The organism is Pseudomonas sp. zjy_15 (genome assembly GCF_043101865.1).
GTDB classification, from domain to species: Bacteria; Pseudomonadota; Gammaproteobacteria; order Pseudomonadales; family Pseudomonadaceae; genus Aquipseudomonas; species Aquipseudomonas putida_Y.
In genome coordinates this window covers 149,904-164,565 of record NZ_JBICII010000030.1, presented here as the reverse complement: position 1 = coordinate 164,565, position 14,662 = coordinate 149,904, and the positions used below count along the sequence as shown (strand labels likewise).

At 62.9% G+C, this 14,662-nt stretch carries 12 protein-coding genes and 1 tRNA gene; 5 read left to right on the top strand and 8 right to left on the bottom strand.

Annotated features, from left to right (window positions below; genetic code table 11):
• Positions 1-82 precede the first annotated feature (82 nt).
• Positions 83-159, bottom strand: a tRNA-Arg gene (locus ACF8EF_RS05080).
• Positions 160-189: 30 nt separating this feature from the next.
• On the opposite strand from ACF8EF_RS05080, the gene ACF8EF_RS05075 reads away from it, so the two are divergent.
• The 4 genes from ACF8EF_RS05075 to ACF8EF_RS05060 all read left to right on the top strand — a co-directional run bounded on the left by ACF8EF_RS05075 (position 190) and on the right by ACF8EF_RS05060 (position 4,928).
• Positions 190-408, top strand: coding sequence for an aryl-sulfate sulfotransferase (locus ACF8EF_RS05075; RefSeq protein ID WP_370844594.1), 219 nt, complete (start codon positions 190-192; stop codon positions 406-408).
• Positions 409-627: 219 nt separating this feature from the next.
• A complete protein-coding gene (gene gabD, locus ACF8EF_RS05070) occupies positions 628-2,070 on the top strand; it encodes an NADP-dependent succinate-semialdehyde dehydrogenase (protein ID WP_176685274.1) in 1,443 nt (480 codons plus the stop codon).
• Positions 2,071-2,252: 182 nt separating this feature from the next.
• The gene (gene gabT / locus ACF8EF_RS05065; RefSeq protein WP_110744842.1) at positions 2,253-3,530 is read left to right on the top strand and encodes a 4-aminobutyrate--2-oxoglutarate transaminase; all 1,278 of its coding nucleotides are present in this window, start codon (positions 2,253-2,255) and stop codon (positions 3,528-3,530) included.
• A gap of 138 nt (positions 3,531-3,668) precedes the next feature.
• Positions 3,669-4,928: an HDOD domain-containing protein gene (locus ACF8EF_RS05060; protein ID WP_392460620.1), complete on the top strand. Its 1,260-nt coding sequence runs from the start codon at positions 3,669-3,671 to the stop codon at positions 4,926-4,928.
• Between the two features lie 144 nt (positions 4,929-5,072).
• Here the strand turns inward: ACF8EF_RS05060 and ACF8EF_RS05055 are convergent, their stop codons facing one another.
• On the bottom strand, positions 5,073-6,059 hold the full coding sequence (locus tag ACF8EF_RS05055; RefSeq protein ID WP_176685272.1) for a sensor domain-containing diguanylate cyclase: 987 nt from the start codon (positions 6,057-6,059) through the stop codon (positions 5,073-5,075).
• Positions 6,060-6,200: 141 nt separating this feature from the next.
• Entirely contained in the window at positions 6,201-7,385 is a 1,185-nt protein-coding gene (gene desA, locus ACF8EF_RS05050) for a delta-9 fatty acid desaturase DesA (protein WP_010951599.1), read from the bottom strand.
• A gap of 146 nt (positions 7,386-7,531) precedes the next feature.
• Here desA and dibA point away from each other — a divergent pair, with 146 nt between their 5' ends.
• Positions 7,532-9,427, top strand: coding sequence for a phosphodiesterase DibA (dibA, locus tag ACF8EF_RS05045; RefSeq protein ID WP_392460619.1), 1,896 nt, complete (start codon positions 7,532-7,534; stop codon positions 9,425-9,427).
• 27 nt (positions 9,428-9,454) lie between these two features.
• Here dibA and ACF8EF_RS05040 read toward each other — a convergent pair whose 3' ends face one another.
• The 5 genes from ACF8EF_RS05040 to ACF8EF_RS05020 are packed head-to-tail and all read right to left on the bottom strand — an operon-like array spanning position 9,455 to position 14,559.
• On the bottom strand, positions 9,455-10,099 hold the full coding sequence (locus ACF8EF_RS05040; protein ID WP_252461681.1) for a methionine ABC transporter permease: 645 nt from the start codon (positions 10,097-10,099) through the stop codon (positions 9,455-9,457).
• Positions 10,089-11,198, bottom strand: a complete 1,110-nt coding sequence (locus ACF8EF_RS05035) for a methionine ABC transporter ATP-binding protein (protein ID WP_392460618.1) — start codon at positions 11,196-11,198, stop codon at positions 10,089-10,091. The genes ACF8EF_RS05040 and ACF8EF_RS05035 overlap by 11 nt, the downstream gene beginning before the upstream one ends.
• Before the next feature lies 1 nt (position 11,199).
• On the bottom strand, positions 11,200-12,000 hold the full coding sequence (locus ACF8EF_RS05030) for a MetQ/NlpA family ABC transporter substrate-binding protein (protein WP_392460617.1): 801 nt from the start codon (positions 11,998-12,000) through the stop codon (positions 11,200-11,202).
• The gene (locus ACF8EF_RS05025; RefSeq protein ID WP_176685267.1) at positions 11,993-13,378 is read right to left on the bottom strand and encodes an LLM class flavin-dependent oxidoreductase; all 1,386 of its coding nucleotides are present in this window, start codon (positions 13,376-13,378) and stop codon (positions 11,993-11,995) included. Before ACF8EF_RS05025 ends, ACF8EF_RS05030 begins: the two co-directional genes overlap by 8 nt.
• A complete protein-coding gene (locus tag ACF8EF_RS05020; protein WP_176685266.1) occupies positions 13,378-14,559 on the bottom strand; it encodes an SfnB family sulfur acquisition oxidoreductase in 1,182 nt (393 codons plus the stop codon). The genes ACF8EF_RS05025 and ACF8EF_RS05020 overlap by 1 nt, the downstream gene beginning before the upstream one ends.
• Positions 14,560-14,662 lie beyond the last annotated feature (103 nt).

Sequence of the window (14,662 nt, the reverse complement as noted above, 5' to 3'; positions counted from 1 at the left end):
ACCCGTGGCACGGGAGTACCAGAAAGGTGACATGGCGCACAAACGAAAAAGCCCCGGGCTCAGGCCCAGGGCTTTCTTGATATGGCGCACTCGGCGGGATTCGAACCCACGACCCCTGCCTTCGGAGGGCAGTACTCTATCCAGCTGAGCTACGAGTGCAACGCGCACGCATGATACCCATCTGTATCGTTGACGTCCATCGCCTTGATCTTTAGCTGTTTTTACCGTGTTGGCTGTGCAGATCCCCGGGGTCGGATACACGACAATACTGATCAAACTGTCGGCCAGGGTGGAACCGGCCGTAACTGGACCCGCGTCAATGCCGTCGACTACGCTGCCGATGGCGACAGCATCATCGTTTCAGCCCGCCATCAAGGTGTGTTGAAAATTGGCCGTGACAGGCAGTGAAACGAACTTTGGCTTCGCCCCGCGTCCAGCCGCAGCATCGTCTACCCTTTAGCGGCCATTCTGCGGGCGATTTCGGATGGGCTGTTCAACCATTCGTTCTTTTTTTCGAACAGCCTATTGTCCAACACCCCAGCAGCCGCTTAGCATTCGTTTGAGATTTCAAACGCTCGATGCCCTGCCTTGGGCGCTTTTCAACAATCAACAATTCGGGAAGCCGACATGCAGCTCAAAGACGCTCAGTTGTTCCGCCAGCAAGCCTATATCAATGGTGAGTGGCTGGATGCGGACAACGGCCAGACCATCAAGGTGACCAACCCGGCCACCGGCGAAGTCATCGGTACCGTGCCGAAGATGGGCACCGCGGAAACTCGCCGTGCCATCGAAGCCGCCGACAAGGCCCTGCCGGCCTGGCGCGCCCTGACTGCGAAAGAGCGCTCGGCCAAGCTGCGTCGCTGGTTCGAACTGATGATCGAGAACCAGGACGACCTGGCTCGCCTGATGACCACCGAACAGGGCAAGCCGCTGGCCGAAGCCAAGGGCGAAATCGCCTACGCCGCCTCGTTCATCGAGTGGTTCGCCGAAGAAGCCAAGCGCATCTACGGTGACACCATCCCGGGCCACCAGCCAGACAAGCGCCTGATTGTCATCAAGCAGCCAATCGGCGTTACCGCGGCCATCACTCCGTGGAACTTCCCGGCCGCCATGATCACCCGTAAAGCCGGCCCGGCCCTGGCCGCTGGCTGCACCATGGTGCTCAAGCCGGCTTCGCAAACCCCTTACTCCGCTCTGGCCCTGGTCGAGCTGGCCCACCGTGCCGGCATCCCGGCTGGCGTGCTGAGTGTGGTTACCGGCAGCGCCGGCGAAGTGGGCGGCGAGCTGACTGGCAACTCCCTGGTACGCAAGCTGTCCTTCACCGGCTCGACCGAAATCGGTCGCCAGCTGATGGAAGAATGCGCCAAGGACATCAAGAAAGTTTCCCTGGAGCTGGGTGGCAACGCCCCGTTCATCGTGTTTGACGACGCCGACCTGGACAAGGCGGTCGAGGGCGCGATCATCTCCAAGTACCGTAACAACGGCCAGACTTGCGTTTGCGCCAACCGTATCTACGTGCAGGACGGCGTCTACGACGCGTTCGCCGAGAAGCTGGCCGCTGCAGTTGCCAAGCTGAAGATCGGTAACGGCCTGGAAGACGGCACCACCACTGGCCCGCTGATCGACGGCAAGGCTGTCGCCAAGGTCCAGGAGCACATCGAGGACGCTGTCAGCAAAGGTGCCAAGGTGCTGTCCGGTGGCAAGCTGATCGAAGGCAACTTCTTCGAGCCGACCATCCTGGTTGACGTACCGAAGACCGCTGCTGTCGCCAAGGAAGAGACGTTCGGCCCACTGGCACCGCTGTTCCGCTTCAAAGATGAAGCCGAAGTCATCGCCATGTCCAACGACACCGAGTTCGGCCTCGCCTCGTACTTCTACGCCCGTGACATGAGCCGTGTGTTCCGTGTCGCCGAAGCCCTGGAATACGGCATGGTGGGTATTAACACCGGCCTGATCTCCAACGAAGTGGCGCCGTTCGGTGGTATCAAGGCTTCGGGCCTGGGCCGCGAAGGTTCCAAGTACGGTATCGAGGACTACCTCGAAATCAAATACCTGTGCATCAGCGTCTGATCGCACGGTAAAGGCTTTACCTCTGCCAGCGGGGCGCGAGAGCGACGTCTCGCTGGCCTTTTTTACATTGCAGTACCTGGTGGCCAGGGCGTTCACGACAGTCGATCAACGAATACTGTTCGCGAGCACTCCCAGCCACCCCCGAATAAAAGCGCCATTCCTGACGGCGCAATGAGGGCATTATGAGCAAAACCAACGAATCCTTGATGCAACGTCGTGTAGCTGCCGTCCCACGTGGCGTCGGCCAGATCCACCCGATCTTCGTCGACACCGCGAAGAACTCGACCGTGATCGACGTTGAAGGCCGCGAACTGATCGACTTCGCCGGCGGCATCGCAGTACTGAACACCGGCCACCTGCACCCGAAAGTGGTTGCAGCCGTGCAAGAGCAGCTGACCAAGGTCAGCCACACCTGCTTCCAGGTGCTGGCTTACGAACCCTACGTAGAGCTGTGCGAAAAGATCAACAAGCTGGTCCCAGGCGACTTCGACAAGAAGACCCTGCTGGTCACCACCGGCTCCGAAGCCGTTGAAAACGCCGTCAAGATCGCTCGTGCTGCCACTGGCCGCGCTGGCGTCATCGCCTTCACCGGCGGTTATCACGGCCGTACCATGATGACCCTGGGCCTGACCGGCAAGGTCGTGCCGTACTCCGCTGGCATGGGCCTGATGCCAGGCGGCATCTTCCGCGCCCTGTTCCCGAGCGAACTGCACGGTATCAGCGTTGACGACGCCATCGCCTCGGTCGAGCGCATCTTCAAGAACGATGCCGAGCCGCGCGACATCGCCGCGATCATCCTCGAGCCAGTACAAGGCGAAGGTGGCTTCCTGCCTGCGCCGAAAGAGCTGATGAAACGCCTGCGCGCCCTGTGCGACCAGCACGGTATCCTGCTGATCGCCGACGAAGTACAAACTGGCGCTGGCCGTACCGGCACCTTCTTCGCCATGGAACAGATGGGCGTTGCGCCTGATCTGACCACCTTCGCCAAATCCATTGCTGGCGGCTTCCCGCTGGCCGGTGTGTGCGGCAAGGCCGAGTACATGGACGCCATCGCTCCAGGCGGCTTGGGCGGCACCTACGCCGGCTCGCCGATCGCTTGCGCCGCGGCCCTGGCCGTGATCGAAGTGTTCGAAGAGGAAAAACTGCTGGACCGCAGCAAGGCTGTGGGTGAGCGCCTGACCGCTGGCCTGCGCGAAATCCAGAAGAAGCACCCGATCATCGGCGACGTCCGTGGTCTGGGCTCGATGATTGCCGTCGAAGTCTTCGAGAAAGGCACTCACACCCCGAATGCTGCTGCTGTTGGCCAGGTTGTCGCCAAGGCTCGCGAAAAGGGTCTGATCCTGCTGTCTTGCGGCACCTACGGCAACGTCCTGCGTATCCTGGTTCCACTGACCGCCGAAGACGCGCTGCTGGACAAAGGCCTGGCCATCATCGAAGAGTGCTTCGCTGAAATCGCCTGATGTGACGTGCTTCAGAAAAAACCCGCCCAGGCGGGTTTTTTTTATGCCCAGCAAAGCCATGTGGCGCTATGGTTATCGAAGGACTGGCTTTGGAAGCTGCGACGGACTGTGTGTCAGGGTATTCAGGAGTAGTTGGCGATGAGCGCTGCAGCCCCCGCCCCACCAAACGTACTGATTGTCGAAGGCGATCCTTGGGTACGGGACATGCTCAGCGAGATGCTGCTCAGCGTGCGCTGTGACGCCCGCCTGCAGGTTTGCGCTGACGGCTCGCAGGCGTTCAGTGCCTTGTCCAGCAAGCCTGACCTGATCATCGCCGCCCGCGAGCTGGCCGGTGTCGATGGCCTCGACCTGCTGCGCGAGGTACGCGCCAAAGGGCCAGGGGTGCCGTTCATTCTCATGAGTAACCGCAATGACAGCGCCAGTGTGCGCGAAGCGCTGCCCTTGCACCCCACTGCTTACCTGAGCAAACCGTTGAACCTGGATAACCTGCGTAAGCGCCTGGAAGAGTTACTGCTGGGCGTTGGCGAGGAGGTTGCCTGCCCGGTACCGGCGTTGCAGGCGGGGGCCAGCCTGCCAGCCTACCTTGAGCAGCGCCGCGCCAGCGCCGATGGCGGGCCGCTGCTGGCCGATGTGCAGGTAGCGATCAATCGAGCGCTCAACCCCCAGGGCCTGAACCTCAGGGTGCTCGAAGAGGAGGTGTCTAACGACCCGCAAGTCACGGCGGTGCTGATCGCTGCCGCCAATAGTGCGGCACTGCACCGTGAAGCCCCGGTGCAGACGTTGCTGCAGGCCCTGAACAAGCTTGGCAGTACCCAAAGCATGAACCTGATCCTGGGTATGACTCTCAAGCGCAGCGCACGCCTCAGTGACCCGCTGCTGGCGGAGCACGCGACCCGTTACTGGGACCTGTCACTGCACACTGCCGAATATGGCCGCACCTTGGCGCGCATGCTCGAGCTGGACGAGGGGCGTTGTTATTGCGCGGGCTTGCTGCATTGCCTGGGCGACCTGGCGGTGTTGCGCTGCCTGCAAGAGTGGCGGTTGGCCGGGGGAGATCTGGACGAGCGCAATGTGCAGCAATCGCTGGAGGAGTTTGGTGCGGCGTTCGGCTCGGCGCTGCGTACTCGCTGGCGTTTGCCGCTGGCACTGCGCGAGTTGATCGCTGCGATCTACCAGTTGGGTGGTGGAGTTTACTCGCTGGAGATCCTGGCCATGAACCTGGCTGGGCAGTTGTCGCGGCTGCCGGCCGGGCAGGGGCTGGAGAAGGTGGCCAGCGGCAAGACGGCGCGCCTGCTCAAGCTTGGCCTGCCGGAGCTGAGCCGGCTGCGCAAGGTGGAGAGCCCGGAAGTAAAGCCGCAGGAAGAACCGCCAGCGGCTGAGGCCGAGGTTTCCAGCTGAGATTCCGGGGCCGCATTGCGGCCCTTCGCGGGCTTGCCCGCTCCTACAGGTGTGGCGCCGGGCCCGCGAAATGTGCGGTTTCTGTGGGAGCGGGCGAGCCCGCGAATACCGGCCAAAGCCGGTGCCCTACTCCGTGCCGCCTGATCAGCCGCGGACTATCTGGTTCTTGCCCTGGCGCTTGGCCCTGTACATTGCCGCATCGGCCCGCGCATACAGGCTGTCCAGTGTCACATCCTCATCGGTCAGCCCGGTCAGCCCCTGGCTCACAGTCACCCCGTACGTCTGCTGCCCATGGCTGAAGCTCAAGTGCTGAATCTGTCGCTGCAAGCGCTCGGCGATCTGCTCAGCGACCTGGGCGTTGCAGCCCGGAAAAACCGCCGCAAATTCTTCGCCGCCAATGCGCCCGAACAGGTCGCCCCGGCGTAGTACGGCCTTGCCGCTGTCGGCGATGTGTTGCAGCACCTGGTCGCCTTCCTGGTGGCCATAGCTGTCATTGATGCGTTTGAAGTCGTCGATATCCAGCAGCAGGAAAGCCAGCGGTGTACCGTCCTCGCGAGCACTGTCGAAGGCTTGCTGAGCACATTCGAAGAAGTGCCTGCGGTTACTGCTCTGGGTCAGCACGTCGGTGGTGGCCAGGCGCTGCAGTTCGCCTTCAAGCTGCTTCTTCTCGGTGATGTCTTCGGCGATACCGACAATGATTACCCGGTCGCTATCGTGCTGCTGGTTGATGTAGCACTTGTCGCTCAGCCAGCGTATTTGCCCGTCGGCATTGAGGATGCGGTACTCGCGGTCTTCCACCGCACCCTTGAGCAGGACCTGGGCCAGGCTACGCTCGGCGAACTCGAGGTCGTCGGGGTAGATGCTGTCACGCCATTCGTTGTAGTCAGCCAGCACCAGGCTGACCGGGCGGCCGAAGATGCGCTCGTAGGCTGGGCTCACGTACAGCACCTGACGGGTTTCCCAGTCGAAGGCCCAGAGCACAGCGTTGACGCTGTCGAGCAACGAGCTGAACAGCTGATCGCGCTCGCTCAGGCGGGCAACCTCGCCTTGGGCGTGGAGTAACGCCAGCAAGGTCTGGGCGGCTTCGGGAGGAGGGGTACCGGGAAATATCGTTGGAATGTTCTTGGCCATGTGCACGGAGCAGGTCTCAACGTGAAGGCGTGCGGCCAGCGTCCGGCCCGCCACGCAGGCGATATTCCAGATTCGAGTGGAGCGGTGGGGGCTAAGTTCCGAACGGCACGCCCCGCTGAGAGGCGTGCCGATCAACGGCGGTCAGGCGCCGGTCGGGCGCAGCGAGTAAGTCTTGAGTTGTGCTGCGAAGTCACGCAGTGCCTGGATGCCGCTGGTTTCGGCCTCGTGTACCCAGTCTTTCATGGCCGCCAGCATGTCGTGGCCGTTGGCGCTGGTGCGCGCCCAGATCTGCTGCAGGGCCAGGCGCTTTTCGTAGATGGTTTTCAGTGCCTGGCTGTGCGCGAGCATGGACTCGATGCGCACGTGGTGGCGATCTTCCAGCAGGCTGGTTTCGCGCGAGAGCAGCCGTTTGGCACGGCGGAAGCGGTGGCGCACCGAGGCGTCGACGCGGGCCAGTTCCTGTTTCACCAGCGGACCGATCACCAGCTTGCGGTACTGGGCCATGATCTGGAAGCGGTTGTTGAGGATGGCCATGGCGGTGTCCATGTCCAGGCTGGCCTTGCCGGCCACCCGGTGGGCGATGGGCGCCACGCGCTGCACCTTGGCCAGACGCAGCAGGCAGAACAGGCGGATCCACGCCCAACCCATGTCGAACTCCCAGCGTTTGACCGAGAGCTTGGCCGAGTTGGGGTAGGTGTGGTGGTTGTTGTGCAGTTCTTCTCCGCCGATGACGATGCCCCATGGCACCAGGTTGGTCGCAGCGTCGCGGCATTCGAAGTTGCGATAGCCCAGGGCATGGCCCAGGCCGTTGACCACACCGGCGGCCCAGAACGGAATCCACATCATCTGCACCGCCCAGATGGTGATGCCTATAGTGCCGAACAGCAGCAGGTCGATCACCGCCATCAGTGCGATACCGCCCAGTTTGTAACGCGAGTACAAGTTGCGCTCGATCCAGTCATCCGGGCAGTTCTTGCCATAAATGCGCAGGGTTTCGGGGTTGCGCGCCTCTTCACGGTACAGCTCGGCACCTTTGCGCAGCACTGTGCCCAGGCCCTTGTAAACCGGGCTGTGAGGGTCGTCGGGGGTTTCGCACTTGGCGTGGTGCTTGCGGTGGACGGCGGTCCACTCGCGGGTGTTCTGCGCCGTGGTCAGCCACAGCCAGAAGCGGAAGAAGTGCTTGAGCGCGCCGTTGAGCTCCAGGGCCCGGTGCGCGGAGTAGCGATGCAGGTAGACCGTGACGCTGACAATGGTCACGTGGGTCATCAACAGAGTGATGCCGACCAGTTGCCAAGCCGACAGGTCGAGCAGGCCGTTATACCACATAGGTGCAAATACCCTCGAAATGCAGGGGGAAGGGCTGATTATCCCTTGGCGGGGAAATAAAACCAGTCAACCGTTGAGATAGGAGGTCACGACATGTTTCAGCCTTTATAATGCCCACTCCTTTTTGATGGCCTTTCCCACCCGACATGTCTGTTTCCGTTCGCGACGCCTTGCGCATGGCTGCGCTGTATGTGGTGCTCTCGATCCTCTGGCTTGCGCTGGCGGAGGTGATGCTGCACAGCATGACTGACGACCCCTTGGCACTGACCGTGGGGCGGCAGATCAACGTGGTGGTCTGGGTGCTGCTCAGTGCCGTGCTGATCTACGTGTCGCGCGTGCGGCTGCTCAATTTCATCGGCCATGGCGCGCGTTCGCGTTGTGAAGACCGTGAACGGCTGCGCATGGCTGCCGCAGTGTTCGACAGTACCCTCGAAGGTGTGCTGGTGACCGACCGCCAGGGCCTGATCGTGCACGTCAATCGTGCCTTCATGCGCATCACCGGCTACCAGCAGGATGAGGTCATCGGCCAGCGCCCGAGCAAGTTCAAGTCCGGCCACCATGGCCTGGCCTTCTACCAGCAGGTTTTCGCCACCCTGGCCGAGAAGGGCGAGTGGAGCGGTGAAATCTGGAACCGGCGCAAAAGCGGTGAAATCTACCCGCAGTGGCAGACTATTTGCGCCATTCGCGATGACGAAGGTGAGCTCAGTCATTACGTGGCGGTGTTCAGTGACATCAGCGCCATCAAGCATTCGGAACAGGAACTTGCCTACCTGGCCCACCACGACCCGCTGACCGGCCTGCCCAACCGCCTGCTGTTTACCGACCGGGTAGAGCAGGCATTGGCGGCGGCGCAGGCCAACAAGCGCGGTTGCGCCTTGTTGCTGCTGGACCTGGATCATTTCCAGAGCATAAACGACGGCCTGGGCCATACCATTGGCGACCAGTTGTTGAAGCTGGTGGGCGAGCGTCTGGGCGAGGTGTTGGGTAACGGCATGACCCTGGCGCGCCTGGGCGGCGACGAGTTCGGCGTGCTGGCCGAGAACTGCCAACAGGTCGGCCAGGCGGGCAAGCTGGCGCAGTGCATCATCGAGCGCATGCGTGAGCCGTTTCAGTTCGAGGGCAATCGCCTGTTCATCAGCGCCAGCGTCGGAATCAGCCTGTACCCCAGCGATGCCTTGGGTGCCGAGCAGTTACTGCGCAATGCCGACTCGGCGTTGTACAAGGCCAAAAGCAACGGGCGGGCCTGCTATGCCCTGTACACCGAAGAGCTGACCGCCCATGCACAGCATCGGGTCGAGACCGCCGCTGAATTGCGTCGGGCCCTGGAGCAGGATGAACTGCGGGTGTACTTCCAGCCGGTACACGACCTGGCATCAGGCCGACAGGTCGGGGTCGAGACGCTGGTGCGCTGGCAGCACCCCAGGCGTGGCCTGGTACCGCCGGGTGAGTTCATCCCGATTGCCGAACGCACCGGCCTGATTGCCGAGATCGATACCTGGGTGCTGCGCCAGGCCTGCTGGCAAATGGTGCAGTGGCAGGCTGAAGGCCGGCAGCTGGCATTTGTGGGGGTGAACATCTCCAGCCGCCTGTTTGGCCAGCACGAACTGTATCAACAGGTAGCCGAAGTGCTGCACGACACCGGCCTGGCCCCGGCCTTGCTGGAGCTGGAAGTGACCGAGAGCGCGGTAATGGAAGACGCTGAAGTGGCACTGGAGCAACTGCACCGCTTGCGCGAGCTGGGGGTGACCCTGGCCATCGACGACTTTGGTACCGGGTATTCGTCACTGCTGCGGCTCAAGCGTTTGCCGGTGCAGAAGTTGAAAATCGACCAAGGGTTTGTAGCTGGGTTGCCACTGGATGAGGATGACATCGCAATTGTGCGGGTGATCATTGCCTTGGCCCGTAGCATGGGTATGCAGGTGCATGCCGAGGGCATCGAGCAGGCGGAACAGGCCACCTTCCTGTTGCAGGAGGCGTGCCAGTTGGGTCAAGGGTACTGGTTCGGGCGGCCAGTGCCGGCTGAGGATCTTCGCTGGGATTGAGAGCGGGCTGCAAAGCAGCCCCAGACCTCAACGCTTGTTCAAACCCTTCGCCAGGCGGTCCCCGCCCAACTGGATCAACGCCACTAACGCTACCAGCATGGCGATCACGGTCAGCATGATCTGGCTGTCGAAACGCTGGTAGCCATACCGATAGGCGATATCCCCCAGCCCGCCGGCACCAATCGCCCCGGCCATCGCCGACGAGTTGATCAAGGTCACCAAGGTAATGGTGAAGCCCCCGACGATCCCCGGCAGCGCCTCGGGCAACAGTACATGCCAGACGATGTGCCTGCGCCGGCAGCCCATGGCCTGTGCGGCTTCCACCAGACCATGATCGACTTCACGCAGGCTCACCTCGGCAATCCGCGCAAAGAACGGTGTGGCGGCAATGGTCAGCGGCACCACGGCCGCCCACACGCCATAAGTGGTCCCCACGACCAAGCGGGTGAAAGGAATCAGCGCAACCATCAGGATCAGAAACGGAATCGAGCGGAACAGGTTGACGAAGGCGCCCAGCACCCGGTTCAGCAGCGGCGCCTCGAAGATCCCGCCCTTGTCGCTGGTGACCAGCAGCACCGCCATGGGTACACCCGCCAGCAGGGCGATCAGTGACGAAACCCCAACCATCAGCAGCGTATCGAGCAAGCCTTCCAGCAGGCGATCAAACCACATGGCCCAGTACCTCCACGTCTTCGGCCCAACGGCGGGCACGTTCCTGCAATTGATGGGTGTCGTGCGGCGAATGTTGCACCGAGAGGATGAGTTGCCCCAAAGCCTGTTCGCCGATGGTTTCCACGCTGCCCTGCAGCAGACGCACACGCCCGCCGAGGTCGGTGAACAGGGCAGACAGCTCTGGTTCACCGAGCACAGTCAGTTGCAGCACTACGGCGCTGTTGCGGCTCGCCGCGCTGGCCTGGAGGCTGGCCTGCAGTGCGGCGGGTAGCTTGGCCTGCAAAGGGGCGAGCAAGGTGCGGGTGACCTCGTGACGGGGTGAACCAAACACCCGCCAGACCTCGCCCTGCTCGACCACTGCGCCGCGTTCCAGCACCACTACCCGGTGGCAGATGTCGCGAATCACCGCCATTTCGTGGGTGATCAGCACGATGGTCAGGCCCAGGCGCTGGTTGATATCGCGCAGCAGCTCCAGGATCGAGGCGGTGGTTTCCGGGTCCAGCGCCGAGGTGGCCTCGTCGCACAGCAGGATCTCGGGGGTGTGCACCAGTGCCCGGGCAATGCCCACGCGCTGTTTCTGTCCGCCGGACAGTTGCGCCGGGTACACGTGATGTTTTTCCTGCAGGCCGACCAGCTCCAGCAACTCGCGCACCTTGCGCCGGCGCTCGGGCTTGGCCACGCCGGCCACCTTCAAAGGCAGTTCGACGTTCTGCCACACAGTCTTGGCCGACATCAGGTTGAAATGCTGGAAGATCATGCCGATGCGCCGGCGCAGGGCCACAAGGTGGTCCTTATCGAAAGGCGCGATATCCACCTGGTCGATCAGCACGCGGCCCTGGCTGGGTTGCTCCAGGCGGTTGATGGTGCGCAGCAGCGATGATTTGCCGGCGCCGCTGCGGCCGATGATGCCGAAAATCTCGCCATGGCGGATGTTCAGGTCGATGCCTTGCAAGGCCGGTTGCGCCTGGCCCGGGTAGGTCTTGCCCAGGCCTATGAAACGCACATGGGCTTCATTGACCTCGGGGCGCAGGGCCTGCTCCGTGGCCGTTGGCGGCAGTGCTTGTGGTGTAGGCGCGCCGAGCGCGCTGGCCTGGCTCATGTCAGCCTTCCCAGCCGGCTTGGTAGAGCTTGCCGTGAGCGTTGTCCAGCGCAGCGCGTACCGCTGGTGAATGCTGGTAGATGTCGACGAACCTGGCCAGACGTGGATCGTCCTTGCTTTGCGGGCGAATGACGAACTGGATCACGTACTCCTTGTTTTCCAGCCCGTCGAACAGCAACGCCGAGGTGGCATCGAAGGTATTGGCCAGGCGGATGTAGGCCGGGTAACCCTGCACCAGGTCGGCGTCGTCGTAGGCACGTACCAGTTGCACCGCCTCGACCTGAAGGATCTTCAGCTTTTTAGGGTTGGCGACGATGTCATCCTCGGTGGCCTTGTAGCCCACGCCTGGCTTCAGGGTGATCAACCCGGCCTTGGCCAGCAGCAGCAGGCCACGGCCGCTGTTGATCGGGTCGTTGGCGATGGCCACGCTGGCGCCTTCGGGCAGCTCGGCAAAGCTTTTGTACTTTTTCGAGTACAGGCCAACGTTGTTGATGATGCCCGGGGCGTAAGGCACGAGGTCGAAGCCTGCAGCAGCCTTGGCGTTTTCCAGGAACGGGATGTGCTGGAAGTAGTTCACGTCGATGTCGCCGCTGTTGAGGCTGACATTGGGCGCAATCCAGTCGCTGAACTCGATCAGCTTCACTTCCAGGCCTCGCTTGTGGGCTTCCTCCACTGCGGCTTCCAGCGGAATGGCAAAGGCCGAGGTGGTACCGATCTTCAACGGTTCGGCAGCAAGGGCTCCGGCGCACAGGCCGAGGGTGGTGGCCATGGCCGCGACGGGCCGGAACAGTTTCTCAAGCATGGTGCAGGGCTCCAGTCGGGGTAGGGGTAAAGCGGTAAGCCGAGCCAGGGTGGTCGGCGGGTAAGTGCGGGTGGTCGGTATGGAACAGTTTTTCGCGCAGGGTGCCTTCGGTGTAGGCCGTCTTGTAGCGGCCACGCTGCTGAAGTTGCGGGATGACCAGCTCTACGAAGTCCTCGAAGCTTTCCGGGGTGACGGTGCGGGTCAGGTTGAAACCGTCCAGGCCGGTTTCATCGATCCACGCGATCAACTGCTTGGCCACCTGTTCAGGCGCGCCGACCAAGGTTACGTAGCGGCCGCCCAGGGCGTGCTGCTGCAACAGGCGCCGGCGGGTCCAGGCGCTGTCTTGCAACTGGCGCGTGGCTGACTGGATGGCGTTGCCCTGGCTGAAGGCAATGGGTTGGTCCAGTTCATAGGCGGCGAAGTCGATGCCCGTGGACGCGGCGAAGTGCGCGACCCCCGCTTCGGCGCTGGCGTGACGCAGGTATTCGGCGTGTTTGGCCTGGGCCTGCTGCTCGGTGGCCGCAACAATCACCGTGATGCCCATGAACACTTTGACTGCCTGCGGGTCGCGGCCGGCGGCCTGGGCGGCCGCGCGAACCTTGTCGACCTGGGCGCGGGTGGCCGCCTTGTCTTGGCCACTGATAAACACGCATTCGGCATGGTTGCCGGCGAAGGCCAAGCCACGCTGCGAGCTGCCGGCCTGGAACAGCACCGGAGTGCGCTGCGGGGAGGGCTCGCACAGGTGGTAGCCTTCGACCTTGTAGAACTCGCCCTGGTGCTGAACCTTGCGCACCTTGTCGGGCGTGGCATAGACGCGATGCTGGCGGTCGGCGACCACTGCATCATCGGCCCAGCTGCCTTCCAGCAGCTTGTACAACACCTGCAGGTATTCATCGGCCTGGTCGTAGCGGCGATCATGCGCCGGTTGCTGCGCCAGGCCCATGGCCCGGGCGGCGCTGTCGAGGTAGCCGGTGACGATGTTCCAGCCCACTCGGCCATTGCTCAGGTGGTCGAGTGTGGAAAGTCGCCGGGCGAACAGGTACGGCGCCTCGTAGGTGAGGTTGGCGGTAAGGCCAAAACCCAGGTGACGGGTGACCGCAGCCATGGCGGACACCAGCAGCAGCGGGTCGTTGACTGGCAGCTGGATCGACTCCTTGAGGGTGACGTCCAGTGACTGGCCGTAGATGTCGTAGGTACCGACGATGTCGGCAATGAAAAGCCCGTCGAACAGACCGCGCTCCAGCAGGCGTGCCAGGTTGGTCCAGTAGTCCAGGGTCTTGTACTGGGTCGAAGTGTCCCGTGGGTGGGTCCACAGGCCGTGGTTGATGTGTCCGACGCAGTTCATGTTGAAGGCATTGAGCAGAATCTGCTTGGCCATCAGATGGTCCCCCGGCGTGGCGGGTTGGCATCGTTGAGGTAGTAGTTGCCGATGGCGTGGTACTTCCAGCGCACCGGGTCGTGCAGGGTGTGCACGCGAGCGTTGCGCCAGTGGCGGTCGAGGTTGTGTTCGGCCAATGTTGCCTGGCTGCCGCCCAGTTCGAACAGGGTGGTACCGGCGGTGAGGGAAATTTCGGTGCTGATGGCGCGTGCTTCGGCCACGGCAATGGAGGCGGCGGCCACGTTGTCGGCAATGCTGTCGTCGCGGGCGCGGTCGAGGTATTCGCCTGCACGCTCCAGCAGGGCTTCGGCCGCATGCAAGCGGACCGCCAGATGGCCGAAGCTTTTCAGCGTCAGCGGGTCATCCGTGGCGTTGTCCAGGCCGGAGTCGACCCACGGACGGCTGCGGGTGCGCACGAAGTGCTGGGCGTCTTCATAGGCGGCGCGGGCAATGCCGGTGTCGATGGCGGCATGGAGGATCTGCGCCAGCGGGCCGACCGGGGTGGGGCGCTCGAAGGCGCTCTGGAACGGCACCACGTCGGCTGCGCTGACGTACACGTTATCGAACACCACCGAACCGCTGCCGGTGGTGCGCTGGCCGAAGCCGCTCCAGTCGTCGATCACCTGCAGCCCCTGGCTGTCGGCCTGGACGAAAGCCAACTGCTGGATGCCTTGCTCATCCACGACCGAGGTTGGAATGCGCTGGGCATAGATGGCGCCTGTGGAATAGAACTTGCGCCCGTTGATGCGGAAACCGTCGCCGTCACGGCTCAGGCGGGTGGTGCGCTCGTGGGCGGTCTTGGTGCCCAGCTCGGCCAGGGCATTGCCGAAACGGCGGCCGGCCAGTACCTCGGCGTACAGGCGCTGTTTCTGTTCGGGGCTGCCGTTTATCCGCAGCACTTCCAGACCGTAGAAATGATTCTGCGGAATCTGCCCGAGCGAACCGTCGGCCTGCGCGATACGGGCGATGACCTTGGCCAGGGTGACGTTGGACACGCCGGCACCGCCGAAGGCTTTGGGCACGCTGATGGCCCACAGGCCGGAACGGGTGAACAGCTCGAGTTCGGCGAGCGGCAGGCGGCGCTCGCGGTCGCGCAAGGCGCTGTCGCGGCGCAGTTGCTGGGCGATGTCTTCGGCGACGGCCAGGGCTTGGGCGTCGCTGGTGATGATAGCGATTGTCATGGAGTTCTCCGGGGGCCGCTTCGCGGCCCTTCGCCGGCTTGCCCGCTCCCACAGGTAAAGTGATGCCAGTTCAGGCGGTGGCAATCCTGTGGCAGCGGGCAAG

What these genes read in the sequence shown, in the direction of transcription:
- gabD (WP_176685274.1), top strand. Translation starts at nt 628, where the DNA reads ATGCAGCTCAAAGACGCTCAGTTGTTCCGCCAGCAAGCCTATATCAAT.
- gabT (WP_110744842.1), top strand. Translation starts at nt 2,253, where the DNA reads ATGAGCAAAACCAACGAATCCTTGATGCAACGTCGTGTAGCTGCCGTC.
- ACF8EF_RS05060 (WP_392460620.1), top strand. Translation starts at nt 3,669, where the DNA reads ATGAGCGCTGCAGCCCCCGCCCCACCAAACGTACTGATTGTCGAAGGC.
- ACF8EF_RS05055 (WP_176685272.1), bottom strand. Translation starts at nt 6,059, where the DNA reads ATGGCCAAGAACATTCCAACGATATTTCCCGGTACCCCTCCTCCCGAA.
- desA (WP_010951599.1), bottom strand. Translation starts at nt 7,385, where the DNA reads ATGTGGTATAACGGCCTGCTCGACCTGTCGGCTTGGCAACTGGTCGGC.
- dibA (WP_392460619.1), top strand. Translation starts at nt 7,532, where the DNA reads ATGTCTGTTTCCGTTCGCGACGCCTTGCGCATGGCTGCGCTGTATGTG.
- ACF8EF_RS05040 (WP_252461681.1), bottom strand. Translation starts at nt 10,099, where the DNA reads ATGTGGTTTGATCGCCTGCTGGAAGGCTTGCTCGATACGCTGCTGATG.
- ACF8EF_RS05035 (WP_392460618.1), bottom strand. Translation starts at nt 11,198, where the DNA reads ATGAGCCAGGCCAGCGCGCTCGGCGCGCCTACACCACAAGCACTGCCG.
- ACF8EF_RS05030 (WP_392460617.1), bottom strand. Translation starts at nt 12,000, where the DNA reads ATGCTTGAGAAACTGTTCCGGCCCGTCGCGGCCATGGCCACCACCCTC.
- ACF8EF_RS05025 (WP_176685267.1), bottom strand. Translation starts at nt 13,378, where the DNA reads ATGGCCAAGCAGATTCTGCTCAATGCCTTCAACATGAACTGCGTCGGA.
- ACF8EF_RS05020 (WP_176685266.1), bottom strand. Translation starts at nt 14,559, where the DNA reads ATGACAATCGCTATCATCACCAGCGACGCCCAAGCCCTGGCCGTCGCC.